At 69.8% G+C, this 25,609-nt stretch carries 20 protein-coding genes; 8 read left to right on the top strand and 12 right to left on the bottom strand.

Annotation, left to right across the window (positions count from 1 at the left end; all coding sequences use genetic code 11):
• Positions 1-24: 24 nt before the first annotated feature.
• Both D3230_RS00100 and D3230_RS00095 read left to right on the top strand, forming a co-directional pair.
• Positions 25-627 carry a hypothetical protein gene (locus D3230_RS00100; RefSeq protein WP_202342996.1) on the top strand — a complete coding sequence of 201 codons (603 nt, stop codon included), beginning with the start codon at positions 25-27 and terminating at the stop codon, positions 625-627.
• On the top strand, positions 624-1,082 hold the full coding sequence (locus tag D3230_RS00095; protein ID WP_202342995.1) for an SRPBCC family protein: 459 nt from the start codon (positions 624-626) through the stop codon (positions 1,080-1,082). The genes D3230_RS00100 and D3230_RS00095 overlap by 4 nt, the downstream gene beginning before the upstream one ends.
• Here the strand turns inward: D3230_RS00095 and def are convergent.
• Both def and D3230_RS00085 read right to left on the bottom strand, forming a co-directional pair.
• Positions 1,079-1,570, bottom strand: coding sequence for a peptide deformylase (gene def / locus D3230_RS00090; RefSeq protein ID WP_202342994.1), 492 nt, complete (start codon positions 1,568-1,570; stop codon positions 1,079-1,081). The two genes, D3230_RS00095 and def, sit on opposite strands and share 4 nt — an antisense overlap.
• Before the next feature lie 9 nt (positions 1,571-1,579).
• Positions 1,580-4,978 (bottom strand): pyruvate carboxylase, encoded by a 3,399-nt coding sequence (locus D3230_RS00085; protein WP_202342993.1) that lies wholly within the window; start codon positions 4,976-4,978, stop codon positions 1,580-1,582.
• A gap of 228 nt (positions 4,979-5,206) precedes the next feature.
• Between D3230_RS00085 and D3230_RS00080 the strand changes: the two genes are divergently transcribed.
• Entirely contained in the window at positions 5,207-7,894 is a 2,688-nt protein-coding gene (locus D3230_RS00080) for a M1 family metallopeptidase (protein ID WP_202342992.1), read from the top strand.
• Between the two features lie 192 nt (positions 7,895-8,086).
• On the top strand, positions 8,087-8,926 hold the full coding sequence (locus D3230_RS00075; protein WP_202342991.1) for an AAA family ATPase: 840 nt from the start codon (positions 8,087-8,089) through the stop codon (positions 8,924-8,926).
• 91 nt (positions 8,927-9,017) lie between these two features.
• Here the strand turns inward: D3230_RS00075 and D3230_RS00070 are convergent, their stop codons facing one another.
• The 4 genes from D3230_RS00070 to D3230_RS00055 all read right to left on the bottom strand — a co-directional run bounded on the left by D3230_RS00070 (position 9,018) and on the right by D3230_RS00055 (position 12,578).
• Entirely contained in the window at positions 9,018-9,602 is a 585-nt protein-coding gene (locus D3230_RS00070; RefSeq protein WP_237466626.1) for a MerR family transcriptional regulator, read from the bottom strand.
• A 161-nt stretch (positions 9,603-9,763) separates the two neighbouring features.
• Positions 9,764-10,441 carry a transcriptional regulator FtsR gene (gene ftsR, locus D3230_RS00065; protein ID WP_202342990.1) on the bottom strand — a complete coding sequence of 226 codons (678 nt, stop codon included), beginning with the start codon at positions 10,439-10,441 and terminating at the stop codon, positions 9,764-9,766.
• Between the two features lies 1 nt (position 10,442).
• Positions 10,443-10,907, bottom strand: a complete 465-nt coding sequence (locus tag D3230_RS00060; protein ID WP_202342989.1) for an FHA domain-containing protein — start codon at positions 10,905-10,907, stop codon at positions 10,443-10,445.
• Positions 10,908-11,075: 168 nt separating this feature from the next.
• Positions 11,076-12,578 carry a helix-turn-helix domain-containing protein gene (locus tag D3230_RS00055; RefSeq protein ID WP_202342988.1) on the bottom strand — a complete coding sequence of 501 codons (1,503 nt, stop codon included), beginning with the start codon at positions 12,576-12,578 and terminating at the stop codon, positions 11,076-11,078.
• A gap of 172 nt (positions 12,579-12,750) precedes the next feature.
• Between D3230_RS00055 and aceB the strand changes: the two genes are divergently transcribed.
• From aceB to D3230_RS00035, 4 genes are all read left to right on the top strand, one after another.
• Positions 12,751-14,406, top strand: a complete 1,656-nt coding sequence (aceB, locus tag D3230_RS00050) for a malate synthase A (RefSeq protein WP_202342987.1) — start codon at positions 12,751-12,753, stop codon at positions 14,404-14,406.
• Positions 14,407-14,582: 176 nt separating this feature from the next.
• Entirely contained in the window at positions 14,583-15,071 is a 489-nt protein-coding gene (locus D3230_RS00045; RefSeq protein ID WP_202342986.1) for a type III secretion system chaperone family protein, read from the top strand.
• Positions 15,072-15,081: 10 nt separating this feature from the next.
• Entirely contained in the window at positions 15,082-16,926 is a 1,845-nt protein-coding gene (locus tag D3230_RS00040) for an HSP90 family protein (protein ID WP_202342985.1), read from the top strand.
• Positions 16,923-18,872 (top strand): hypothetical protein, encoded by a 1,950-nt coding sequence (locus D3230_RS00035; RefSeq protein WP_202342984.1) that lies wholly within the window; start codon positions 16,923-16,925, stop codon positions 18,870-18,872. Before D3230_RS00040 ends, D3230_RS00035 begins: the two co-directional genes overlap by 4 nt.
• A 71-nt stretch (positions 18,873-18,943) precedes the next feature.
• On the opposite strand, the gene mnhG is transcribed toward D3230_RS00035, so the two are convergent.
• Genes mnhG through D3230_RS00005 form a run of 6 tightly spaced genes read right to left on the bottom strand, consistent with a single transcriptional unit; the run spans position 18,944 to position 25,314 of the window.
• Positions 18,944-19,318, bottom strand: a complete 375-nt coding sequence (mnhG, locus tag D3230_RS00030) for a monovalent cation/H(+) antiporter subunit G (protein WP_202342983.1) — start codon at positions 19,316-19,318, stop codon at positions 18,944-18,946.
• Positions 19,311-19,625 carry an MrpF/PhaF family protein gene (locus D3230_RS00025; RefSeq protein ID WP_202342982.1) on the bottom strand — a complete coding sequence of 105 codons (315 nt, stop codon included), beginning with the start codon at positions 19,623-19,625 and terminating at the stop codon, positions 19,311-19,313. Before D3230_RS00025 ends, mnhG begins: the two co-directional genes overlap by 8 nt.
• Positions 19,622-20,206, bottom strand: a complete 585-nt coding sequence (locus tag D3230_RS00020; RefSeq protein WP_202342981.1) for a Na+/H+ antiporter subunit E — start codon at positions 20,204-20,206, stop codon at positions 19,622-19,624. Before D3230_RS00020 ends, D3230_RS00025 begins: the two co-directional genes overlap by 4 nt.
• Positions 20,199-21,869, bottom strand: a complete 1,671-nt coding sequence (locus D3230_RS00015) for a Na+/H+ antiporter subunit D (RefSeq protein ID WP_202342980.1) — start codon at positions 21,867-21,869, stop codon at positions 20,199-20,201. The genes D3230_RS00020 and D3230_RS00015 overlap by 8 nt, the downstream gene beginning before the upstream one ends.
• On the bottom strand, positions 21,866-22,441 hold the full coding sequence (locus D3230_RS00010; protein WP_202342979.1) for a Na(+)/H(+) antiporter subunit C: 576 nt from the start codon (positions 22,439-22,441) through the stop codon (positions 21,866-21,868). The genes D3230_RS00015 and D3230_RS00010 overlap by 4 nt, the downstream gene beginning before the upstream one ends.
• Positions 22,438-25,314, bottom strand: coding sequence for a Na+/H+ antiporter subunit A (locus D3230_RS00005; RefSeq protein ID WP_237466624.1), 2,877 nt, complete (start codon positions 25,312-25,314; stop codon positions 22,438-22,440). The genes D3230_RS00010 and D3230_RS00005 overlap by 4 nt, the downstream gene beginning before the upstream one ends.
• Between the last annotated feature and the right edge of the window lie 295 nt (positions 25,315-25,609).

The raw sequence follows: 25,609 nt of genomic DNA, 5'->3' as shown, positions 1-25,609 counted from the left end.
GCCGCACCACCCGAGGGAGTCCCCGTGACGTACGAGCCACACCCGCAGGCCGGGCAACCGGTGCCGCCGCAGCGGGGACTCCCGGGCTGGGCGATCGGCCTCATCGTCACCCTCGCCGCCCTGCTGATCCTGATGCTGGCGGCCGGGATCTGGGGGCTCACGGCCCTGGGCCGCGCGATCAGCGAGGCGGGGCCCGCACGGCCGCTCGCGACCCCGGAGGCACCACTCGTGCCCGCCCCGGATCACTCCGGGGAGGACGCCGGGCTCGCAGCCCAGGCGGCCGAGGACTCCCAGTACATCATCGATACCGCCGACCGGTACCGGGCGGCACGCACGGACGGCACGATCACCGCGCTCGTCCCAGGCGGCGACACGGTCGACCCCGACTACATCAGGGCGTTCCTGTACGTCCTCACCGATCTCCGCAGCGCGGTGAGATTCACCCCCGCCACGCCCGACAACGCGGGGCAACTGCGCGAGTACGCGGAAGAGGTCGCGGAGCTCGAGCAGCGCTTCCTGCACGGCGAGGACCTCGACGTCGAGGTCACGATCACCCGTGAGGACGGTTCCGTCTTCGAGTCGGACGGGAAATACCGCACGATCACTCCGAAGGAGGGCACACCATGACCGGTGTCACCGCAACAGGCATTGCGATCGACCGCACCACCGCCGCGTCTCCCGACGCGGTGTTCGCCGCCCTCAGTGAGGCAGATGCGTTCGCCCACTGGTTCGGCGGCCCCGACGTCGAGGTGCCGGCCGATCGCCTCGTGTTCACGGCGGAACCGGGCGCGCCCTGGTCCGCCACGATGGTGTTGCCGGACGGAAACACCATCGACTGGGCCGGCCGCTTCGTGCGCGTCGAACCACCGCACGCGTTCAGCTTCACGCTCACGGATCAGCCCGGCGCGGATGCGCTCGCCGACGCCGTGCCGGTCACGGTCACGATCGTTCCCGCGGACGGCGGGGCGGCCCTGCACATGACGCAGGAGACCCCGGGTTTCCCCGAGGAGCAGAAGGCGGCGACGCTGGAGGGCTGGCAGCTCTTCTTCGACGAGATCCTGAAGCTCGCCGAGGCGCGCTAGAACCAGCTCGAGGTGCGGATCTGCCGCATCGCCTCGCCGCGCGCCTCGCGGTCGAGGCGGCTGATGTAGAGCTTGCCGTCGAGGTGATCGCACTCGTGCTGGAGCGCCTGCGCGAGCAGGCCCTCCCCCGAGATCACCACGTCGGCACCGTCGAGGTCCATGCCGCGAACGGTCGCGCGCGGGTAGCGCAGCACCTCGAACCAGAGGTCCGGGACGGAGAGGCAGCCCTCGCCCGTCGGGACCGGCTCCCCCTCGAGCGCCACGATCTCGGGGTTCAGCACGTAGCTGACCTTCCCGTCGATGTTCAATGAGAAGGCACGCAGGTGGTGCCCGATCTGTGTCGACGCGAGCCCGGCCCGCCCGTCGAAGGCGACCGTGTCGAGGAGGTCGGTGACGAGGGCGCGCACGCCCTCGTCCACCTCCCCGACCGGATCACAAACGGTGCGGAGGGCCGGGTCGCCGAACAGGCGGATGTCTCGTACTGCCACCCACCCAGCTTAGGCGATGACGACGATGAGGTCGCCCGCCTCAAGCCCGCGCGTCCCGCTGAACACGATCCGCTCGACCACGCCCGCGACCGGCGCGGTGATGGCGGCCTCCATCTTCATGGCTTCGATCGTGGCGATCGGCTGCCCGGCCTCGACCGTGTCGCCGGCCGCGACCTTGACGGTGACCGTGCCGGAGAACGGGGCCGCGATCTGCCCGGGGGCCGTGCGGTCGGCCTTCTCGGCGACCGGCGCCGACACCGCGACGCGCTCGTCCTTCACGAACACCTGACGCAGCTGCCCGTTCACGCGCACCATCACGGTCCGCACGCCCTTGTCGTCGGCCTCGCCGATCGCCTCGAGCCCCACGTACAGGCGCACGCCCTTGGCGAGGTCGATGGCGTACTCGGTGCCCGCTTCCAGGCCGTACAGATAGTCGGGGGTGTCCAGGACCGAGAGGTCGCCAAACTGTTCGCGATCCCGCTCGAACTGCTGCGTGGGGGCCGGGAACAGGAGTCGGTTCAGCGCCTGCTGCCGCGCCGCGCCGGCCGTCGCGAGCAGCGCCTCATCCTCCGCACCGAGCGGCGTCACGCCCACGTTCACGCTCCGCCCGGCGAGCACCCGGCTGCGGAACGGCTCGGGCCACCCGCCCGGGATCTCACCCAGCTCGCCCGCGAGGAAGCCGACCACGGAGTCCGGGATGTCGTAGTTCTCGGGGTGCGCGGCGAAGTCCGCGGGATCGGCATCCACGGCGGCCAGGTGCAGCGCGAGGTCGCCCACGACCTTCGACGAGGGCGTCACCTTCGGGATCCGGCCCAGCAGCCGATCCGCCGCCGCGTACATGTCTTCGATCTTCTCGAACTCGTTCGCGAGTCCCAGCGCGATCGCCTGCTGCCGGAGGTTCGAGAGCTGCCCGCCGGGGATCTCGTGCGTGTACACCCGCCCGGTGGGGGCAGGGAGCCCGGATTCGAAGGGCCGGTACACCGCGCGCACGGCGTCCCAGTAGGGCTCCAGCGCAAACACGGCGTCCTGGCTGAGCCCGGTGTCCCGCTCCGTATCCGCGAGCGCGGCAACGAGGCCAGACAGGGACGGCTGGCTGGTGGTCCCGGACATCGGCGCCGACGCCACGTCCACGGCATCGACGCCGGCCTGCGCCGCCGCGAGCAGCGTCGCGAGTTGTCCGCCCGGCGTGTCGTGGGTGTGCAGGTGCACCGGGAGATCGAAGCGCTCGCGCAGCGCGGTGACGAGCTTCGCTGCGGCCGCGGGCCGGAGCAGCCCCGCCATGTCCTTGATCGCGAGCACGTGCGCACCCGCCCCGACGATCTCGTCCGCGAGGCGCAGGTAGTAATCGAGGGTGTACTTGTCCTCGTTCGGAGAGAGCAGATTGCCGGTATAGGCCATCGCGACCTCCGCGACCGCGGTGCCCGTCTCCCGGACCGCGTCGATCGCGACGCGCATCTGGTTCACATCGTTGAGTGCGTCGAAGATACGGAACACGTCCACGCCGGTCGCGGCGGCCTCAGCGACGAAGGCGCGCGCCACGTTCGCCGGGTACGGCGTGTACCCGACCGTGTTCTGCCCCCGCAGCAACATCTGGATCGGCACGTCCCCGAGCGACTCGCGCAGCGTGGCGAGCCGCTCCCACGGGTCCTCACCCAGGAAGCGGAGCGCGACGTCGTAGGTCGCCCCACCCCACGCCTCCACCGACCACAGCTCCGGGGTCATGCGCGCCACATAGGGCGCGACCCGGTCGAGATCCTTGGTGCGGACGCGGGTGGCGAGGAGCGACTGGTGCGCGTCCCGGAAGGTGGTGTCCGTGACGGCGAGCGCGGTCTGCGCCCGCAGCGCCCGGGCGAAGCCCTCGGGGCCCAGCTCGCGCAGGCGCGAGCGCTGGCCGGCGGGCGCGGGCTGTGACAGGTCCAGGGCCGGCAGCTTCGCGGCGGGATCGATCCCCGCGGGTCGCGGCCCGTTCGGCTGGTTCACCGTGACGTTCGCGACGTGCTGCAGCAGACGCGTGGCCCGGTCCTTCGGCTTGTTCATGCTGAGCAGTTCGGGGCGCTCCTCGATGAACGAGGTAGCCACGTCCCCGGCCTGGAATGCCGGATCGGCGAGCACCGCTTGCAGGAAGGGAATGTTCGTGGCGACGCCACGGATCCGGAACTCCGCGAGTGCGCGCCGTGCCCGCACGACGGCGTCCTCGAAGGAGCGGCCACGGCAGGTGAGCTTCGCGAGCATCGAATCGAAGTGCGGGCTGATCTGGGCACCCGCGTTGATGGTGCCGCCGTCGAGGCGGACACCGCCGCCACCCGGCGAGCGGTAGGCGGTGATCCGGCCGAGGTCGGGCCGGAATCCGTTGGCGGGATCCTCGGTGGTGATTCGGCACTGCAGCGCGGCACCGCGCAACTGGATCTGATCCTGCGTGAGGCCCAGCTCGGCGAGCGTCGCGCCGGCCGCGATCTGCATCTGTGCGCGGACGAGGTCGATGTCGGTCACCTCCTCGGTGACGGTGTGTTCGACCTGGATCCGCGGGTTCATCTCGATAAACACGTGCTCGCCGGCGCGCTCGCCCTCGGTGTCGAGGAGGAACTCCACGGTTCCCGCGTTCTCGTAGCCGATCGACTGGGCGAACGCGATCGCGTCACGGGTGAGTTCGTCGCGTTTTCCGGCGGGAAGATTCGGTGCCGGGGCGATCTCGACGACCTTCTGATGCCGCCGCTGCACGGAGCAGTCGCGCTCGAACAGGTGCACCGCGGCGCCCGTGGCGTCCGCGAGCACCTGCACCTCGATGTGGCGCGGCCGCAGCACGGCCTGCTCGATGAACATCGTCGGATCACCGAACGCCGAGTCGGCCTCGCGCATCGCCGCTTCGAGCGCGTCGCGCAGGTCCTCGGGTCGTTCCACGCGGCGCATCCCGCGGCCGCCACCGCCGGCCACCGCCTTCGCAAACACGGGAAAGCCGATCTCGGCCGCGCCCGTGACGAGTTCCTCAACGTTCGTGGTCGGCGGCGTCGAGCGCAGCACCGGGACCCCGGCCGCGATGGCGTGCTCCTTCGCCGCCACCTTGTTTCCCGCCATCTCGAGCGCGAGCTTGCCCGGCCCGATGAACCGGATCCCCGCGGCCTCTGCGGCCTCCGCGAGTCCCGGGTTCTCGGAGAGGAAGCCGTAGCCCGGGTAGATCGCGTCGGCACCCGATTCGACCGCGACGCGCACGATCTCGTCGATGTCGAGGTACGCGCGCACGGGGTGCCCGACCTCCCCAATCAGGTAGGCCTCGTCCGCCTTCAGGCGGTGCAGGGAGTTCCGGTCCTCATACGGGAACACCGCGACCGTGAGCGCACCCAGCTCGTGCGCCGCGCGAAACGCGCGAATCGCGATCTCACCGCGATTGGCAACCAATACCTTCTCAAACATGCAGAAACACCTCTCTGTATTCAGTCAACGTCGGTTGCCCAGACCGCACGAATCGTTCGATATCAAGATACATGGAAGTGTTCGCGGCACCACCCGGAATCTGCCCGCACCGAAGATCTTGCGGCCCCTTCCCCCGCCCCGAGTCCGGCGGTATCGTGAAACAGCCTGCGCCCGTGTCACCGGTGACCGCGCGCACGCACCCTCCTGTTCCTCCTACTGAAGGACGATATGACCGACCCAACCATGCACCCCGGCGCGAAGCTGCGCCGGGCTGGAGGGCTCATCACTGCGGCGACCCTCGCCGCGAGCCTCCTCCTCATTCCCGCCCCGGCGGCCTTCGCCGACGATCCCGCCGCGCCGGTTCCCGGCCCCCTCACCTCGGGCGATCCCGTGTTTCCGAACGTCGGGAACGGAGGCTATGACGCCCTCGACTATCAGGTCGCGATCGAGTGGAGCCCGGACGCCATGCCGCAGTCCGGCCCCCTGCTGAACGGCACGATCGGTGCCGCGACGACCACGATGACGGCGCGCGCCGCGCAGCCGCTCAGTTCCTTCGCCCTCGATTTCGAGGGGATGGAGGTTGATTCGGTGACCGTCAACGGCGCGCCCGCGACCTTCACCCGCGTGCAGGATGCGGACGCGATCAGCTTTAAGCTCATCATCACGCCCGCGACCGCGGTGTCCGGCGAGTTCACCACGACCATCGCCTATCACGGCGTCCCCGTGACCCATATCGACGCGGACGGTTCGGCCGAGGGCTGGAGCCGCACGAACGACGGGGCGATCCTGCTCGGTCAGCCGGTCGGGATGATGGCCGGCTACCCGCACAACAACACGCCGGGCGACAAGGCCACCGCGACCTTCACGCTCGACATTCCCACCACCCTGAGCGCCGCCGACGGCTCGAACCCGGGCCCCGCGGCAGCGGTGAGCACGGGCGAGCTGCTCTCGCGCACCCCGTCGGAGGACGGCTCACGCACCACCTGGGTGTGGCAGCAGCGCGAGCAGCTCGCCTCGGAGTTGGCGCTCGTCGCGATCGGTCGCTACGACATCATCGAGGGCGACATCACGCTCACCGACGGGCGGACGATCCCGAGCTGGTCGTTCATGGATTCGCAGCTGTCCGAGCGGGACAAGGAGCGCGTGCGCGGCGCCGTGGCCCGGTTGCAGACCGTCACGCAGCAGCTTGAGTCGCTCTACGGCCCGTACCCCGGGAACAGCACCGGTGTGGTCGTCGATACGGTGCCCTCCGCCATCAACTACGCGCTCGAGACGCAGGATCGATCGTTCTTCCCGTCCGCGGGATCGGTGGCCGGCAACACGCTCATCCACGAGGTCGCCCACCAGTGGTACGGCAACAACGTCTCCCCCACGACCTGGACCGACATCTGGATCGCCGAGGGCATGGCCACCTGGGCGCCCCGGCACGTGAACAGCACCGACGGGTTCGGCGAGGGGAAGCGCACCGAGCTCTCCTTCTACGAAGACTGGCAGCGCACCCCCGCGGACAGCGAAGCGTGGCAGATCGCGCCCGGCGCGCAGACGGACTCGGCAACGCTCTACGATTACCAGACCTATTCGCGCGGCGGCCAGTTCTGGGAGGCGCTGAAGATCGCCATTGGCGACGAGGCGTTCCGCACCGTGATCTCAGAGTGGCAGAGCCGCCACGCGGGCACCAGCGTCGCGAGCGCGGATCTGCGAGCGCTCGCGGAAGAGGTGTCCGGGCGCGATCTCGGCGCGTTCTGGGAGGCCTGGATCCTGACCCCGGCGAAGCCCGCGTGGCCGGAGAAGCTCACCGCGAGCCTGACGACCCCTGCACGCAGCGCGGCGCTTGAGCGCGGCGATCGCATCGAGTTCACGCTCACCGCGGCGAACACCGGCCTGGCCCCGCTCGCGACGTCAGTGATCACCGTCGACGTCACGTCGCTGCTCGGATCCGCCACGCTCGACACCCCGCTGCCCGCCGGGTTCACCCTGGAGGGCACCACGCTCAGCTGGACCGTCCCCGAGACGGCGGCCGGGGCAACCGCCACGGCCAGCTTTGCGGCGACCGTGACCGATTCCGCATCGGGCGGCACGATCGACACCGCGGCGACCGTCGCGACGCTCGGCGGAACGTGCACCGAGTGCAGCACGTCGCTCGCCGTGTCCGAGTACGAGATCGCTCCCGCACCCGCCCCCACCATCGCGGGTGAGGCGCGTGTCGGTGCAACGCTCACGGCCGCCACCGCGGGCTGGCCCGAGTCCACGGTGTTCGCGCACCAGTGGAACGTTGGCGGCGCGCCGGTGCCGGGCGCGAACGACGCCACCTTCGTCATCCCCGAGTCCGCGCTCGGGAAGACCGTCACCGTGACGGCAACGGGCACCGCTCCGGGGTACCTCCCGACCGCGGCCACCAGTTCGGCGACGGAGACGGTGCGCGCCGCACGCGTGGATCCGAAGCCGGAACCCGGGGGGCCGATCGCGCCCTCCGAGGACGCGCTCACCGACGCCCTCCGCGGCGCGATCTCGTTCCCGGGCACGGTCGCCCCGGGCCAGCGCATCAGTGTCGGCCTGGGCGAAGAATACGCGGGCGCCACGGTTGCGGGCTGGCTGTTCTCCGCGCCCCGCGACCTCGGCAGCGCGACCGTCGACGCGCGCGGCAACATCGAGCTCACGATCCCGCACGACGCGGAGCTCGGGGCGCATCGACTGGCCGTCGCGCACCCCGATGGCACGGTCATCGGGTGGGGGCCGCTCACCGTCGCCGTCGCGACGCCGGGCACGGGCACGCCAGGAACGGGCACGCCGGGCGCCGGCGGCCTCGCGGAGACCGGCGGCACCTCGCCACTGCTCGCGGGCGTCCTCGGTGCCGTCCTGCTCCTGGGCGGTGCCGCGCTGATCGCTGCGCGCCGAACCCGGCGCACCGCGCGGTAGCCGCCACGGAGGCCGGGAGGACGCGCCCGGGGACACGTCGGCCCGATCGACGTGTCCCCCGCGGGCGGCCTCCCGGCCTCCGGCGTGTCCGCCCGCGCCGTTCTTCCCCGAACGAGGGCCGCGCTTTCGTTTTTCGCGAACAGTTCGCTCAGGAACTGCCGTTCCGACAGCCAGATCGACTAAACTCAAGGCGTGCATGTATTGAGTGTGAGTTCCCTCAAAGGCGGCGTTGGCAAGACCACAGTGACCCTCGGCCTTGCGTCGGCTGCGTTTTCCCGTGGCCTGCGCACCCTGGTGGTGGACTTCGACCCCCAGTCCGATGTGTCGACCGGCCTCGCGGTAAACCCTGAGGGCTACCTGAACGTCGCGGACGTTTTGGAGAGCCCCAAGGAGAAAACGGTGCGCGCCGCGATCGCGCACAGTGGCTGGAACGATTATCACGAGGGCGGCACGATCGACCTCATGGTCGGCAGCCCCTCCTCCATCAACTTCGACGGGCCGCACCCGTCCGCACGCGACATCTGGAAGCTCGAAGAAGCGCTCGCCATTGTCGAATCCGAGTACGATCTCGTCCTCATCGACTGCGCCCCCTCGCTCAACGCACTGACGCGTACGGCCTGGGCCGCGAGTGACCGCGTCCTCGTCGTCGCCGAGCCCAGCCTGTTTGCCGTTGCCGCGACCGACCGTGCGCTGCGCGCGATCGAGGAGATCCGCCGTGGCGTGAGCCCTCGACTCCAGCCCCTCGGCATCCTGATCAACCGCACGCAGCCGCAGTCCATCGAGCACCAGTTCCGGATCCGCGAGCTCCGCGAGATGTTCGGCCCGCTCGTGCTCACGCCGCAGCTGCCCGAGCGCCCCTCCCTGCAGCAGGCCCAGGGCGCGGCGAAGCCCGTGCACATGTGGCCCGGCGAGCCGTCGCAGGAGATGGCGGGCAACTTCGACACGATCCTCGATCGGGTGCTCCGCTCCGCGGGCATGGACGCCTCACGCTCGGCGACCACGCCCACCGCGGCGACCACTGTCGCCGACTAGCGGCCCACGCAGATACGCGTCTGGCCCGTACCGAACATCACGATCGGTACGGGCCAGACGCGTATCTGCGCAGCGCGCGCAGCCGGGCGGGCTAGGAGATCTTGCGGGAGGAGCGGCGCGCGGCAAGCTCGTCGACGGAATCGGCGCTCTGCTCGCGGTGCTCGTCCATGTCCACGAGCGAGGATTCGACCTCGCGCAGCACCTTGCCCACCGCGATGCCGAACACGCCCTGTCCCCGGCTGACGAGGTCGATGACCTCGTCGTTCGAGGTGCAGAGGTAGACGCTCGCGCCGTCGCTCATCAGGGTCGTCTGGGAGAGGTCGTGCACCCCCGCCTCGTGAAGCTGCGCGACGGCGGTGCGGATCTGCTGCAGCGAGATCCCCGTGTCGAGCAGGCGCTTCACGAGCTTCAGTACGAGAATGTCGCGGAAGCCGTAGAGCCGCTGCGAGCCGGAGCCGGCCGCGCCGCGCACCGTAGGTTCGACGAGCCCGGTCCGGGCCCAGTAGTCAAGCTGGCGGTAGCTGATCCCGGCCGCACGGGCCGCGGTCGCGCCCTTGAACCCGCCGTCCTGATTGGGGCGCGGGAGGCCGTCATCGAACAGCAGCTCCGCGTCGAGCCCGTGCCCCCAGGTCGATGAAGAACCCTCGTCCCCAGACGGGTGCTGCGTGTCCTTCATCGTGTTCCTTTCTCGGGGGCGCGACGCGCCCAACTCCCGACAACGCTACCGACCCGAGGCGCCCCATGCAACGACCCGCGAGGGCCATTTTGCGCGTGTCGCCCTCAATCAAAACTTGAAGGTTGATTTGATGCGGAAGTCACCCGTCCCGCGGGCCGAAATCAGCTCCCGGAAACACGCCGGCGCAACACGCCGGAGCGGACCGTGTCGAGGTACCCGGCGAACTCGAGCGCCTCTTCGGCCCCGGCGGGCGTCCCGTGCTTCACCCCGCGCGTGCTCACCGCGCGGGTGATCAGCTCAGCCTCACGCTCCGCCGCGACCCGCAACGAGCGCAGGTGGCGGGGCGTGACGCCGCGTTCGGCGAGGCGGAGCAGCGCGGTGAGCTGCGCGATCGCGTCGTGCGGAAATACCTCGGCCGCGGGGAGCAGCCCCGCGGCGATCGCCTCGCCCAGGAACCGCGTGCTCGCGCCCGTCGAGCGGCACAGCTCGTCGCTGCTCAGCACACGCTTCGGCGCGAGGATGCTGGAGGCGCTGCGCGATGCCGCCCCGGGGATCACCGGGTCGCGGCCCGCGTCGAGCTCCTCGAGCACCTCCGCGATGACCTTCAACGGGAGATAGTGATCGCGCTGCAGCGTCAGGATGAGCCGCAGGCGCTCGATGTGCGTCTGGGAGAATTTCCGATAGCCGGACTTGGTGCGCTCCGGCGTCACGAGCCCCTGTTCCTCGAGGAAGCGGAGCTTCGACGGCGACAGGTCCGTGAAGTCGTCCTGCAACCGCGCCAGGACCTGCCCGATGCTCAGGAGACCGCTCGGAAGCTGGCGGGCCGCCGACCCCGCCATACTAGGCGCCTTCAGCGAGGTCGAATCGTGAGGCGAAGAAGGTGAAGCGGAACTTCCCGACCTGCACCTCGGCACCGTCCTCGAGGGGCACCTCCCCGGAGATCCGGGTGCCGTCGCAGAACGTCCCGTTCAGCGAGCCGAGGTCGACCACGCTGAACGCGGTCCCGGAACGGTGGAACTCGGCGTGCCGCCGCGAGACCGTCACGTCGTCCAGGAAGATATCGACGGCGGGGTGCCGGCCGGCGACGGTGACGTCCTGGTCAAGCAGGAACCGCGCGCCCTGGTCTGGTCCGCGACGCACCACGAGCAGCGCGGCCCCCGAGGGCAGTGCTTCGACGGCGTCGCGTTCGTCGATCGTCAGATCCGTCGCGCGGCTGCGGATCATCGCACCGAGGTCCTCGCGGAATTGCTGCGTGGCACGCACCTCAGTGTGCTCGGAACTACGGGCGTGATTCTCGGTGTTCACGTGCTCACCCACTCCTGATCTCGGGGCTTCGGTGAGCCAGACGGCTCAGTCCCTCTACGCTACCGCAGCCAGGGGTCGGCGCGCACCTCACCGCCCCGACCGGAGCGTTCGCGACCGCCGGAACCGGTGCGATCACGCCGCGCGACGGGGAGCTGAGGCTTCCCTGAATCAGGCGCGTCGCTCGTTCTGCTCGAGGAAGGCGTAGACCTCGTTGTTGTCGACCCCGGGGAAGGTTCCCGTGGGAAGCGCAGCGAGCAGGCTCGTGGGGGTCGCCGCCTCCGGCCAGGCAGCCGCCGCCCACTTCGTGGTGAGCTCGCTCGACGCCTGGCGGCAGCACCGGTCGTCCGGGCAGAACGACCGCGAGCGGTGAGTGGTTTCGCGACCGCGGAACCACTTCACGTCGTCAAAGCGCACGCCAACGCTCACGGAGTACAGGCCCTCCTTCGCCTTCTCCACGCGCGAAGTGCACCAGTACGTGCCCCCGGCGGACATATCGGTGTACTGGTACCAGGGGTTGAAGCGGTCGGACTGCGCGAAGATCGTGCGCGCGGTCCAGTTGCGGCACACCATCGCCCCTTCGAAGTTCCCCAGGGCGTCGGAGGGGAAGCGCACCCCGTCGTTCTCATAGGCCTTAATCAGCGTGCCCGACTCGTGCGCCTTCATGAAGTGCACCTGGAGCCCGAGCCGCTCCGTCGCGAGGTTCGTGAATCGGTGCGCCGCCATCTCGTATGACACCCCGAACGCGTCGCGCAGATCCTCCATCGAGATCTGGCGTTGCTTCTTGGCCTCCGCGAGGTGCTCCACGGCGGCGGCCTCGGGCAGCAGCACCGCACCGGCAAGGTAGTTCGCCTCGACCCGCTGGCGGAGGAAGTCGGCGTAGTTGCGCGGCTCTTCGTGGCCGCACACGAGGCTCGCAAGGGCCCGCAGGATCGGGGCCCGGGCGTCGCGCGAGGGGAGGTTCGTCCCGAGATAGATGCGGCCGTTGCGGCGGTCGATCACCGAACGCGTCGAGTGCGGCATGTTCGAGACATAGTGCAGGCTGAATCCCAGCTTCTCCGCGACGCTCGCGATCGTCTGCTGCGAGACCGGGCCGCCCGTGTAGCCCACGCTATCGAGGAGCTGGGCGGCGGAGCGCTCGAGCTCCGGATAGTAGTTCCCCGCCACGCGCATCTCGCCACGCAGCTCCGTGTTGGCCCGCCGGGCCTCCTCCGGGGTCGCTGCCCGCTCCCGATGCAGGCGCTCGACCTCCTGATGTAGCCCGAGGATCGCCTTCAGCGTGTCATCGCTCGTCGCCTTCGAGACCCGGATCGGCTGGATCCCGAGCGAGCCGAACACGGTGCCGCGCTGCGCGCGCTCCACCGCGATCTCGAGCGCGGCACGCTCGCTCGGTGCCTCGTCGAGCAGCAGGTCATCGACACTGACCTGGAGCGCGGCGGCAAGCGCGCGCAGCAGTGGCAGGCGGGGTTCGCGCTTGCCGTTTTCGATGGCGGAGAGCTGCGAGGGCGCGCGGTCAACCGCGGCGGCGAGCTGTTCGAGCGTGAGGCCGCGGTGCATCCGCTGCTCGCGCACGCGACGCCCGAGGGTGAGCGCGTCGCCGCCGTCTTCGGGTTCGGCATCGGCGGGGCGGGACGAGCCGGTTCCGGATGCGGTGCCGGGGGCGAGGAGTGTCATGCACTCATCATGCCAGACCGCGATTCTTCCCTCAAGCAGAAAAAATGCAGAACTTCACCCCCGGAAACCCCGAAACCCGGCCCGCAACGGCCCCCAAAATGGAACTACACCCCGAAGTCGTGGCCGACCGCACCGTCACCCGGCTTCCTCAACCTCACACAAAGGACACACCATGACCACCACGCAGGCGGCCCCGCAGCAGTCGCAGACCGCCACCCCCCAGTTCTTCGGCCCCCGCATCGAGGTCACCGGCCGCCCGTTCTCCCGGAGCGAGGAGATCCTCACCGCCGAGGCGCTCGCCTTCCTCACCGAGCTGCACCACCGTTTCGCGAGCACGCGCCACGAGCGCCTCGCGGACCGGCAGCGTCGCCGCTACGAGATCGGAAACGGCCGCGATCCGAAGTTCCGCGAGGACACCCGCCAGATTCGCGAGGACGCGAGCTGGCAGGTCGCGGGTGCCGGTCCCGGACTGGAGGACCGCCGCGTGGAAATCACCGGACCCACCGACCCGAAGATGACGATCAACGCCATGAACTCGGGGGCGCGCGTGTGGCTCGCCGATCAGGAGGACGCCACGAGCCCGACCTGGCACAACGTGATCGGCGGACAGCTGTCGCTGTTCGATGCGATCCGGGAACAGCTCGAGTACACGAGCCCGGAGGGCAAGGAATACCGCGTCACCGCGGCGCAGACTCCGACGATCGTGATGCGGCCCCGGGGCTGGCACCTCGTGGAGAAGCACATGCGTTTCGTCGACGCACAGGGTCAGGCCGGGGCCGCCTCGGGCAGCCTCGTCGATTTCGGTCTCTACGCCTTCCACAACGCGCGCGAGCTCGTCGCCCGCGGCCGCGGCCCCTACTTCTACATCGCGAAGCTCGAATCGAGCGAAGAGGCGAAGCTCTGGGACGACATTTTCACGTTCACCGAGCAGGAGCTGGGGCTCCCCCACGGCACGATCCGCGCAACGGTGCTCATCGAGACGCTGCCGGCCGCGTTCGAGATGGAAGAGATCCTGTATGTGATGCGGGACCACATCGCGGGGCTCAACGCGGGCCGCTGGGACTACATCTTCTCGATCATCAAGAACTACCGCGGTCGCGGCGCCCGCTTCGTGCTGCCGGATCGCAGCGAGGTCACGATGACGGTTCCGTTCATGCGCGCCTACACCGAGCTGCTCGTTAAGACCTGCCACAAGCGCGGGGCGCACGCCATCGGCGGCATGAGCGCGTTCATCCCGAATCGTCGCGATGCCGAGGTCACCGCGCGGGCCGAGGAGAAGGTGCGCGCCGACAAGCAGCGCGAGGCCGGCGACGGCTTCGACGGCACCTGGGTGGCGCACCCGGATTTGATCCCGGTGGCGCAGGCCGAGTTCGACGCCGTACTCGGGGAGCGACCGAACCAGGTGGCGCGTCAGCGCGATGACGTGGAGGTCACCGCCGCTCAGCTGCTCGACGTCCACATCGGCCGCGACATCACCGAGGCTGGCGTGCGCGACAACGTCTCGATCGGGCTGCGGTACATCGAGGCGTGGCTGCGCGGCAACGGCGCGGTCGCCATCGACAACCTGATGGAGGATGCCGCGACCGCGGAGATCAGCCGCTCGCAGATCTGGCAGTGGATCCACCAGGATCAGTCCACCGCCGAGGGCACGCGCATCACGCGCCAGTGGGTCGCGGAGCTGCTCCGCGAGGCCGTGGCCGGCTTCGAGCGCTTCGACGGGGATCGCTACGACGATGCCGCGGAGCTCTTCACCGACGTCGCGCTCGGGGACGACTTCCCCACCTTCCTCACGGTGCCCGCCTACAGCCGCTACCTCGTCGACGCCTGAGTCCCCCGTGTGTGCGGTGGCCGCCCGCTCCGGGCCGCCACCGCACACACGCGTTCCCGCGGTTCTCCCCGGAGTGTCGCGGAGTTTCCTGCGGAAGCGCGCGGAGCGGTGGGCGCACGCGGCCTCCGTGTGGCATTCTGCTGTGGAGACTTGCCAATTGAGAGGACACGGGTCACATGGGATTCTTCACGAAAGACAGCGCGCCGACGGCCGGCGGTGCGGACGGACTCGCGCCGCTCTCGAAGGAGCGCATCAAGGCTGGACTGGAGCGCGAGGGCTGGTCGTACAGCGTCGACTCCGACGGGGACATCGGCGGTGGATGGGAGTACGGCTCGTTCTTCTTCTTCACCAACGGTGAAGAGAACGAGCTGCTCTGCATTCGCGGGAGCTGGCGCGGACAGCTCCCGGGCACGGATTTCCTGCAGGCCGTGGAGTTCTGCAACACCTGGAATGCCGAAAAGCTGTGGCCCAAGACGTACGCCCGCCGCGACGACGAGGGCATGGTCCGCATTCACACGGAACACAATGTGGACTACGAGCAGGGCATCACGGACGGCCAGCTCTCGCAGCAGCTGATCTGCGCGATCAACACCGGCATGTCCTTCTACGAGCAGCTGAACGAGGCATTCCCCGAAGCGTGGGCACAGGCAAAGCCCGCCGAATAATCTGGACACTGTGACTGAACGTTTCCAGGTCGACCTCACCGGGATGGTCGACCTGCTCTCCCGCCATCTCTACTCGGGCCCGCAGGTGTATATCCGCGAGCTCATCCAAAACGCCATCGACGCGGTGACCGCCCGCCGCGAACGTGACCCGGAGGCACCCGATCAGATCCGGCTCACCCCGGGACACGACGCGGACGGCACCCCGACGCTCGAGGTCACCGACACGGGTGTGGGGCTCACCGCCGCGGAGGCGCGGGAGCTGCTCGCCACCATCGGCCGGTCCTCGAAGCGAGACGCCGACTTTGGCGCGGGACGCGCGGAGTTCATCGGGCAGTTCGGCATCGGAATGCTCGCCGCCTTCATGGTGGCGGATCGGATCGCCGTGACGTCGCGATCCGCCACACCCGGGGCACGTCCCATTCTGTGGGAGGGGCACGCGAACGGCACATTCCGCGTCACGGAGCTTCCCGAGTCTCCCGAGATCCCGATCGGCACGACGGTGCGGCTCGCCGCGCGGCGCGACACCGGCCACTGGCTTGCCCACGACACGGTTCTGACGCTGACCCGTGACTACGGCTCGCTGCTCCCCTTCGACATCGCGGTGCGCACGGAACTGGGCGGGGAGGAGCTCTGGCAGCGGATCTCCGAGCCCGAGCTGCCCTGGCGGATCGCACACGCGTCCCCGAAGGCGCGGGCGCGCGCCCTCGCGGAGTACTGCGAGCTGACCTTCGGCTTCACGCCGCTCGGGCACATCGACCTGGAGCTGCCGGTCGCGGGGGTGAGCGGGGTGGCCTTCATCCTCCCGCTGGCCGTCGCCCCGGGCGGTGGCGGGCACCGCGTCTACACGAAGCGCATGCTGCTCGGGCCGCGCGTGGACCGGGTGCTCCCCGAATGGGCGTTTTTTGTCCGCGCGGTGCTCGACACCGAGGCGCTCTCCCCCACCGCGTCGCGAGAGCAGCTCCACGACGACGAGGTGCTGCTCGGCGTCCGCGAGGCGATCGGGGCGCAGCTGCGCGGCTGGGCACACGCGGAGCTCGCGAGCGGGTCCCGGCTCGCGCACCAGGTCATCGCAACGCATCACCTGGCCCTCCGCGGCCTCGCGCTCACCGACCCCGAGATGCTCGACCTCGCGGCAGCGATCCTGCCGTTTGAGACCACCGACGGCCCCCGCACGCTTGCCGAGCTGCGCGAGCGCGGCGAGGTCGTCTACACCACCACCACGGAGGCGTACCGCCGGGTCGCCGCGGTCGCCCGCGCGCAAGATATCGTGGTGCTCAATGCGGGGTACGTCTATGACGCGGACCTGCTGTCGCAGCTCGAGGCACGGCCCGACTGGCGCGTGCGGGAGCTGCAGAGCGCCGATCTGGTCCACGCGTTGGGGATCCTCAGCATGGACCGCGAATGGCAGCTCGCCGACGCCGTGCAGCGCGCCCGCGCCCTCCTGGACGCCGAGGACTGCGAGGTGATCGTGCGCACCTTCTCCCCCAGCACGGTCCCCGCGATCCTGCTCCGTGACGCGGAAGGCGAGCATCGGCGCGAGCGCGACCGCGAGCGTGCGGCCAGCCCGGATCTCTGGGGCGGCCTGCTCGATGCATTTGCCGAGGATCGTGAGCATCGCAGCCGCACCCTGGTCCTCAACGACGACTCCTCCGTGGCGCGACGACTGCTCAGTGCCCCCGCGGGCGACGTCTTCGACGCGGGCCTGCGCTCGCTCTATCTCTCCGCCGTCATGCTGGCCGGCGACGGCCTCCGTGCGAACGAATCCGCCGCCCTCACGGACGCGCTCGGCGTCCTCCTCGACACCGCGCTCGGCCGCACCGCCCCCGACCATCCCGCACAGGAGAACCCCGCATGAGCGCAGCTGACCGCAGCGAACTGATCGCGATCCGGCGCATGCCGTACGGCACCGCCCGGATCGCCGCGAGCGAGGCCGTCACCCGACGGATCGACAGCGACGGCCCCCGCGAACTCCTCGCCGAGGCGCTGCTCGACCTCGTGGAGGCCTACTCCTTCGCGGATGAGGGCGCGAAGTCCTTTGTCGTCTTCGCCCGCGCCCTCCGGCTCTGGGACGAGAGCCCCGAGCTCTTCGATGCGGGAGACGAACGGAACCTGTTCTGGGAGTTCAAGTGGGTCGCCGGCGACCTCCCCGAGTTCCCGCAGATCAGCGCCGCCCAGGCGGAGGCGTTCCTCGCCGATATGGAGCGCCGCTTCGAGCTCGCCGGGCACGGGCTGTCCTCAGTCCGCATGAGCCGTTTCCGCTGGGCGTGGCACGCGGGTCAGGCCGACGCCGAAGCGCGACGCCTCGCCTGGGTGACGGGGCTGCGCGACGAGTATGAGGACTGCCGCGCGTGCACGATCGGCCAACAGGTGGACTTCTTCGTGGACACCGAACGCTACGACGAGGCGGTCGCGCTGGGGCGCACACAGGACGACCGGTGCAATCTCGAGCCGGCCCGGACGCACTACGGCCTCGGCCTCGCCGCGCTCATGGCCGGGGACCCCGAGCTCGCGCTGCGCAGCCACAAACGCGCCCTCGCCGGCGATGACGGTGGCACGACCGACTTCCCGGCGGCGCGTGGGCAGGGCTTCGAGATGCTCGCCCGCGGCGGTCGCCTCGACCAGGCCCTGCGCGTGCTCCGCAGCGACTATCCCGGCGCATTGCGGGCCAGCGGGAGCCCCGCCATGCAGCTCCGGTTCCTGCTCGGCGTGCTCGCCGGGCTGTCCGCGAACCTCGACCGGGCCGCGGAGCCGACGGGCTTCGCCGAGCCCGAGTGGCACACGGTCGGCGAGCTCCACCGGTGGGTGCAGGATCGCGCACGCGTGCTCGCGGCCCCGCTCGACGCGCGAAACGGGACGGACATGTACGCGAGGAAGCTCGCGCGGGCGGCCGCCGCGAGCCGCACCTCAGTCGCCCTGCCCGGCGAGGCCGAGACCGCCGGCGCGGCACCGAGCGGGACCCCCGCCACCCCGACGCCTCCGGTCGAGTCGGCCGAGGGCCGCGAGGCCGCCGAGGGATCAGCCTCGGCCGCAGGTGCCTCGAGCGGGGACGCGCTGTGGGCGGCTGCCGAGCAGCTGGCCGCCTATCGCGCCTACGACGGCGCGAGCCGGGCGTATGTGACCGCCGCCGAGCGGCTGGAAGCCGAGGGCTGGATCGCGCGCGCCGGGGCCGCCTACGCGGAGGCCGCGCAGTGCGCCGTGCTCGATCAGGAAGACGCCAGCGCGCACGGCCACTTCGCGGCCGCGGTCGCGCGCCTCCAGCTCGACCACGCCGAGTCCGAACTTCTGGTTGCCGTGCTGACGGCCTGGGCCCCGATCGCGGTGCGGATGGCCGACGCTGCCGGGCTCATCGCGGCGATCCGGCAGGCGCTCGCGGAGGACCCGGAGCCCGACACCGGCGGGCTCAGCGCGGACCTCGCCGAGCGCCGCCTCGCCGAGTGGCGGCTCCGGCAGGCGCATCTCCGCGACACGCTCGCGCGGGCGCTCGCGGCGGAGGCCAGCGTCGACGCCGAGGCGTCCGCGGCGCGCCAGCGCGAAGCCGTCGCGGAGGCGCTGAGCGCCGGGGCGGCGTACGCGCAGCTCGGGCGGGTGAGCGATGCCGCACACGCGTTCTGGCTTGCGGGTCGCGTGCACCGCGGGCTCGGCGCCGCCGCGGACGCGGTGTGGGCGCTGGAATCCGCGTTCGAGGGTTTCACCCTGGCCCGCAACCGCGCAGATCGCGCACTCGCGGCTGGCGAGCTCATCGACGTGCTGCGGGCCACCGGCCAGAACGACCGCGCCGCGGAAATCGTCGCCGAGTTGTAGTCCGGTGGGGGTGCCGCCCGGGTAGCCGGGCCGCCCTGGCTCCCGGGCCGCCCGGCCGCCCGAGCGCGGCGTTACCCGTAGAGGGTATCGCTGCGCTCGATGGCGGGACCGAGCTCATCGACGACCAGGGAGTTCTCGTCGAGCTGCCGCGTACGATACGCGGCGCGGCCCACCATGTGCGCCGCGACCGGCGCCGTCAGGGACTGGAACACGAACACCGGCACGAGCGCGAGCAGCGTGGCGAACGATCGCTGATCCAGCGCGATGGCAGCGATGATGAGCAACAGCCCGAAGATCTGCGGTTTGGTCGCCGCGTGGAGGCGGCTCAGCGCGTCGGAGAACCGCAGCAGCCCGATCCCGGCCGCGACCGAGAGGACCGCGGCGAGGAACACGCAGATCACGGCCGCGAGATCGAGGATCTGTTCCCACAGTGTCACATCAGACATAGCCGGCCTCCTCGGGGGGCGCCTCGCGCACCGGTTGCTCGGTGCGGCGCTTCACGAACCGCGCCACCACGATCGTGGCAAACGTCGCGGTCGCCGCGATCACGGTCATCAGGGGAATGGAATCGGTGTGTCCGCGCACCACCATGTCGGTGCCGACGGCAAGCATCAGCGTCGTGAGCAGCACATCCGACGCGATCATCCGGTCGAGAATCGTGGGTCCGCGCACGATCCGGACGATCGCCGCGAGCGCCGTGAGCGTCAGGCCCACGCCCGCCGCGATCAGCAGCCACACCATCACCGCGCTCATGCCAGTGCCTCAATCTCTTGCCGTGATCCGAGCGCAAGCAGCAGCAGGCGCTCGATGTGCCGCACGTCGCGGCGCATCTGCGTGATCGAGCGTTGCGTGGGCGTGTTCAGCACGTGGAGGTACAGCGTGGATTCGAAACGGTCCACCTCGGCCACGAGGGAGCCCGGGATCAGCGAGATCGTGAGTCCCACCGCCGTGAGAATGAAGTCGTTGCGGGTCACCAGGCGCACGGCGATGATTGACGTCGGTGGGCTCGGCCCCGGCCGGACCGCGAGCCACGCGACCTGCCAGGAGGCGAGGGCGAGGTGCCACAGGAAGTAGGCGAAGTACCGCAGGGCGTACCAGGGGTTGAAGCGTCCGGCGAGCTCCACGGGCGGCAGGTAGAAGACGCGCATCACGACGATCGCGAGCACCACGCCGCTGACGAGCGACAGCAGGGAGACCTCGTGCCACAGCATCATCCAGAGCAGCACAAGTCCCACGAGCAACGGCAACTCGTGGAGTCGCACGCCCCACTCGAGCCGGCGTCCCGCACGCGGCGCGGGGGGCGTGGCCGTCGGCTCAGACCCGGGTTCAGTCATGAGTTCCCTCCCCGTCCGGTCGTGTCGTGCCGCTGCCGCCGCCGAGCTGCCCCGGGGTCTCCCCCAGGATCGTGTTCACGAGGCGTCCGGGCTCGGCCATGTTTTCGCCCGCACGATCAGCGTACGCGTAGAGCGGCCCGGCGAACACGGTCAGTGCGACGCTCACGACCACCATGCCGGCGGTCGCCGCGATCATGAGGCGCGGGATCTCCTTCTGTTCCTGCTGCGGGACCGCGTCGGGGGCGTCGTGCAGCTGTTCGAACAGCGCTTCCTCCCGCTGGCGCAGGACCAGGGCTTCGGTGCTCGGCTTCCGCGTGCTCCGCGTTTCGGCGGCGGCGTCGGCGCGCTTCTTGGGCCGCCAGAACGCAAACACCCACGCGCGGGCGAGCGCGTAGAGCGTGAGCAGCGAGACCAGCGCGCCGATGCCCATGAGCCAGTATGCGGCGGGGGTCGCGAGGTCCGCCGCTACCGTAAACAGGCCCAGCTTGCCGATGAATCCCGAGAACGGCGGGATCCCGCCGAGGTTCAGCATCGGGATAAAGAACAGTACCGCGATCACCGGAGCGGTGCGCAGCATGCCGCCGAGGCCCGAAAGCGAGGTCGTCCCCGCGTGGCGCTCCATGAGCCCCACCGCGAGGAACAGCGTCGTCTGCACAATAATGTGGTGCGCGATGTAGAAGATCGTCGCGCCGAATCCGGCGGCGTTGGCCATGCCGATGCCGAAGATCATGTAGCCGATATGGCTGATCAGCGTGAACGAGAGCAAGCGCTTGATGTCGAGCTGCGACACCGCGCCCAGGATGCCGACGATCAGCGTGAGGCCCGCGACCACCATCAACACCGTGTCGACGCTGGAGGTGGGGAACAGCATCGTCTGGCTGCGGATAATCGCGTACACGCCGACCTTCGTCAGCAGGCCCGCGAACACCGCGGTCACGGGGGCCGGGGCCGTGGGGTATGAATCGGGCAGCCAGAACGACAATGGGAACACGGCCGCCTTGATCCCGAACGCGATCAGGAGCAGCAGGTTCAGGATGAGCTGCACCTCGCTCGGCAACTCCGCGATCCGGACCGTGAGCTGCGCCATGTTCACGGTGCCCGTCGCCCCGTAGATCATGCCGATCGCCGCCAGGAACAACACGGAGGACACGAGCGAAACGATCACATACGTCACCCCGGCACGGATCCGCTGCGCGGTCCCGCCGAGGGTGATCAGCACGTAGCTCGCCACGAGGAGAATCTCGAAGCCGACGTACAGGTTGAACAGGTCGCCCGCGATGAAGGCGTTGAAGACGCCCGCTCCGAGGACGAGGTAGGTCGGGTAGTAAATCGAAACGGGAGTATCGCGGTCGCCGTCAGCGATGCCCTGCCCGCTCGAGAACAGGAACACGCCGAGGAGCACGATCGAAGACACCGTGAGCATCAACGCCGACACGCGGTCCACGACGAGCGCGATCCCGAACGGCGCGGCCCACCCGCCCACCTCCATGACGAGGAAGCCCTGGGAATCGACCGCCCACATGAGCACGCCGCTGATCACCAGCACCGCGATCAGCGCGCACAGGGTGATTCCCTGCTGCAACCGCCGGTGCCCGGGCACGGCGAGCGCCAACGCGGCGCCCGCGAGCGGGATGAGCACAACCAGGGGGACCAGCGCAATCATCGGCGGTCCTCCCCTGCGCTGGGCAACTCGGTGAAGTCGGCGACGCGGTAGTGTCCGGAGGGGTTCGCCTCGGCGGCACCGACGGCGTGCCCCGCGCCGGTGGGGCCGAGCGGCACCTCGGTGCCGTCGGGCCCGTCCGGGATGTCGTCGTCGTCCGTGTAGTCGGGAGTCCCGGCGAGGCCTTCCTCCGTGACCTCGTCCGAGCTCAGCTCGTCGGCATCCGCGAAGTCGAGATCCGGATCGCCGTCCTTGACCGTGTCGTCGCGGCCCGCGGCCAGGCGCCACGAGCGATAGATCAGCGCGAGCAGGAACGCGCTCACCCCGAAGGTGATCACGATTGCGGTCAGCACAAACGCCTGCGGCAACGGGTCGCTCATGTCTTCGGCCGAGCTCTCCCCGTACAGCGGGGCGTTGCCGAATGAGCCCGACATGAGGAAAATCAGCAGGTTTGTCGCATTCCCCACGAGGAGGAAGCCGAGCAAGAGCCGGGTCAGCGTGCGGTCGAGCATCAGGTACACCCCGCAGGCGTACAGCACCACCATGACGGCGACCAGAACCAGGGGCATCGTCATGAGCGGTTCACCTCTTCCTCAAACGCGGTTGCCTCGGCCTCCTCGTGTTCGTCGATCTCGGCGCCCAGGCTGCGCAGCACGTCGAGGATCAGGCCGAAGACCACCAGGTACACGCCGATGTCGAACAGCGTGGACGTGACCAGCGGGAGCGTGCCGAAGGGACCCAGGTCGACGTCGACCCAGGCCGAGGCGAGCGCCGCCTGGCCAAAGAACATCGGCAGCAGCGCCATCGTCACGGCGAGGCCCAGCCCGGTCCCGAGGATCCGACCCGCATCGAGCGGAACCGTGGCGCCGAGCTCGTGCCGACCGCCGGCGAGGTACCGGGCCACGAGCGCCAGGCCCGCGACAAGTCCCGCCGCGAAGCCGCCGCCCGGGGTGTTGTGCCCGGTGAGCAGCAAGTACACGGAGAGGATGATCAGCGCGTGGAAGATCAGCCGCACGACAACCTCGAGGATGATCGAGCGTCGGGCCGGGTTCAGCTGCCGTCCGGCGAGAAGCCAGGACACACGGCTCGCGGGGTGATTCGGATCCGCAACCTGCTGCAGGTGCTGCTGAGCTTGCGAGCGCGCGTCGCGACGGCTCAGCTTCGGGCGGAGGTCCGCACGCGTGTTCAGGAACACCAACGAGGCGACGCCGGTAGCCGCGGCGAGGATCACCGAGAGCTCGCCCATCGTGTCCCACCCGCGAATGTCCACGAGCATCACGTTCACCGCGTTCGAGCCGTGGCCGCCCAGGTAGGCCATCTCGGGAATCTGCAGGGAGATCGGCTCCGCGATCCGGGATCCGAGCGCGATCACTGCCACCGCGCCCAGCACGAGACCCACGGAGACGCCGATGAGGACGCGCACCCAGCGCACGCGCTTCGAGGGCGGGGAGCCGATCCGCTGCGGCAGGCGGCGGATCACGAGCACGAACGCGATCATGGTGACCGTCTCCACGAGCGCCTGCGTGAGCGCGAGATCCGGCGCACCGTGCATCGCGAAGATGGCGGCCATGCCGTACCCAGTCAGGCCGACGAGCACCACCGACTGGAACCGGGTCCGCGCCCGCAGCGAGGCGATCGCCGCCACGATCATGACAATCGCGATCGGGATCTGGACCGGCGAGCTCACGATCTCCCACTGGCCGGGCCACTCCGACGTGGCGAGCAGCGTCCCGCCCACGGCGAGCACCAGCACGATGAGGATCACCGCAAGATAGAACGGCAGCGAACCGCGCTGCGTGAGCGAGGTCACGCGCACCGCGAGCGTGTCGACGCGGTGCGTCACCACCCAGTAGGCGTGAGACGCGGAGAAGCGGTCTGGAACCGTCGCGAAGGTGAAGCTCGGGCGCGAAATCAGCGCACCGAGGATGACCCCGGAGACGATCACGGCGATCGAGGCGCCGAGCGCCACCGTGACGCCGTGCCACAGCGCGAGATGCTCGGGCGTCGCGGTGCCCGTGATCGTCGCCTGGAACAGCGGATCGAGCGCCGGCGCGAACAGGCCGCCCAGGAGCGTGAGCGCCACGAACACGCCGGGGACCGCGAGCGACACGAACCGCGGGCGGTGGCCGATCCCGCAGTCAGCGACCCCGGGCTTTCGGGCGAATGCGCCCCACAGGAAGCGGACCATGTAGGCCACGGTCAAGGCACTGCCGATCGCGGCGACCCAGAAGGCGAGGCCGGCGATCGGCAACGTTTCGCGAATCTCGAGGAGCTCGGTGAACGCGGCCTCCTTGGCCACGAAGCCGAGGAATGGCGGCAGCCCGGACATCGACGCGGCGGCCACCGCCGTGATGACCGTCAACAGCGGGAACTCTCGCCCGACACCGCTCAACCGTCGCAAGTCACGCGTGCCGGTCGCGTGGTCGATCACGCCAACGGCGAGGAACAGCGGGGCCTTCGCGAGGGCGTGCGCAAACAACAGCACCAGTCCAGCGAACGAGGCCCGCGGGTCCCCCACCCCGAAGACCATGACGAGCAGCCCCAACTGGCTCACCGTCCCGTGTGCAACGATCAGCTTGATGTCGAACTGCTTGAGCGCGCGGATGCCGCCGTTGAGCATCGTCACCGCGCCCAGGATCACGAGCGTCTCGCGCACGCCGACGACGTCCCCGAAGCCGGGCATGATCCGCGCGATCAGGTAGACGCCGGCCTTCACCATGGCCGCGGCGTGCAGGTACGCGCTCACGGGCGTGGGTGCCGCCATCGCGCCGGGCAGCCAGAAGTGGAACGGGAAGATCGCGGACTTCGAGAGCGCGCCGGCGAGCACCAGGTACACCGCCGTCGTGGCGACCGGACCGCTGATCGGCGTCGCGACGATGTCGGACAGCAGCGAGGAGCCCGCGTTGTGGCTGAGGAGCACGAATCCGACGAGCATGGCCAGGCCGCCCAGCGTCGTGACGATCAGCGCCTGCAGCGCCGCAGCGTTGGAGGTGCGCAGTCGTGTCACGTGACCGATGAGCAGGAAGGAGAAGATCGTCGTCGCTTCCCAGAAGATGAAGAGCAGGTAGACGTCGTCGGCGAGCACCAGCCCGAGCATGGAGGTCGCGAAGCCCATGAAGACCGCGGCGAAGCGCGGCAGGCCGGCCTCCCCCTCGTCAAAGTAGCGGGAGCAGTACAGGAGCACCAGCGCGCCGGCGCCGGTCACGAGGAGCGCAAACAACGCCGAGAGGACGTCGAGTCGGAGCGTGAGCGTGAGGTCGAGCTGCGGGACCCACGGCAGCGACTCCACGATGACTGCGCCCTGGAATACCGGGAGCGAGATCACGAGCAGCGCGACAAAGGCCGCGGCGAGCACGGCGGCGAAGCCGAAGAATGCGTCTCGGCTGAAGCGCCGGACGAGGGGATGCGCAAGGAGAGCGACGAGTGCGAGGCCAAGGAGCACGCTCATCATCGCTCCCATAGGCGGCCCGCTTCCATCTGTGTTCCGTCGTCTGTTCCTGGAAATAAGCTTAGCGGACGGGCTCGGGTGAGGCTGGAAATCCGCCCGGCCACGGCGCGTCACCTGGGCCGCTGGGCCCACGTCCACTATGAGAAACGGATTGATTCCGGGTATGCGAAAGGCCCCAGATCGTGACACCATCACTGGTGCACAATCTGAGGCCCTTCTAAAAGGTGTCCGGCGGTGTCCTACTCTCCCACACCCTCCCGAGTGCAGTACCATCGGCGCAGTCAGTCTTAGCTTC

Source organism: Leucobacter chromiireducens subsp. solipictus (genome assembly GCF_016758195.1).
In the GTDB taxonomy this organism is placed as follows: Bacteria; Actinomycetota; Actinomycetes; order Actinomycetales; family Microbacteriaceae; genus Leucobacter; species Leucobacter solipictus.
The sequence above is the reverse complement of the archived record's forward strand: the minus strand, read 5'-3'. Positions and strand labels throughout refer to the sequence as shown.

What these genes read in the sequence shown, in the direction of transcription:
- D3230_RS00095 (WP_202342995.1), top strand. Translation starts at nt 624, where the DNA reads ATGACCGGTGTCACCGCAACAGGCATTGCGATCGACCGCACCACCGCC.
- D3230_RS00085 (WP_202342993.1), bottom strand. Translation starts at nt 4,978, where the DNA reads ATGTTTGAGAAGGTATTGGTTGCCAATCGCGGTGAGATCGCGATTCGC.
- D3230_RS00080 (WP_202342992.1), top strand. Translation starts at nt 5,207, where the DNA reads ATGACCGACCCAACCATGCACCCCGGCGCGAAGCTGCGCCGGGCTGGA.
- D3230_RS00070 (WP_237466626.1), bottom strand. Translation starts at nt 9,602, where the DNA reads ATGAAGGACACGCAGCACCCGTCTGGGGACGAGGGTTCTTCATCGACC.
- ftsR (WP_202342990.1), bottom strand. Translation starts at nt 10,441, where the DNA reads ATGGCGGGGTCGGCGGCCCGCCAGCTTCCGAGCGGTCTCCTGAGCATC.
- D3230_RS00055 (WP_202342988.1), bottom strand. Translation starts at nt 12,578, where the DNA reads ATGACACTCCTCGCCCCCGGCACCGCATCCGGAACCGGCTCGTCCCGC.
- aceB (WP_202342987.1), top strand. Translation starts at nt 12,751, where the DNA reads ATGACCACCACGCAGGCGGCCCCGCAGCAGTCGCAGACCGCCACCCCC.
- D3230_RS00045 (WP_202342986.1), top strand. Translation starts at nt 14,583, where the DNA reads ATGGGATTCTTCACGAAAGACAGCGCGCCGACGGCCGGCGGTGCGGAC.
- D3230_RS00035 (WP_202342984.1), top strand. Translation starts at nt 16,923, where the DNA reads ATGAGCGCAGCTGACCGCAGCGAACTGATCGCGATCCGGCGCATGCCG.
- mnhG (WP_202342983.1), bottom strand. Translation starts at nt 19,318, where the DNA reads ATGTCTGATGTGACACTGTGGGAACAGATCCTCGATCTCGCGGCCGTG.
- D3230_RS00025 (WP_202342982.1), bottom strand. Translation starts at nt 19,625, where the DNA reads ATGAGCGCGGTGATGGTGTGGCTGCTGATCGCGGCGGGCGTGGGCCTG.
- D3230_RS00020 (WP_202342981.1), bottom strand. Translation starts at nt 20,206, where the DNA reads ATGACTGAACCCGGGTCTGAGCCGACGGCCACGCCCCCCGCGCCGCGT.
- D3230_RS00015 (WP_202342980.1), bottom strand. Translation starts at nt 21,869, where the DNA reads ATGATTGCGCTGGTCCCCCTGGTTGTGCTCATCCCGCTCGCGGGCGCC.
- D3230_RS00010 (WP_202342979.1), bottom strand. Translation starts at nt 22,441, where the DNA reads ATGACGATGCCCCTGGTTCTGGTCGCCGTCATGGTGGTGCTGTACGCC.
- D3230_RS00005 (WP_237466624.1), bottom strand. Translation starts at nt 25,314, where the DNA reads ATGAGCGTGCTCCTTGGCCTCGCACTCGTCGCTCTCCTTGCGCATCCC.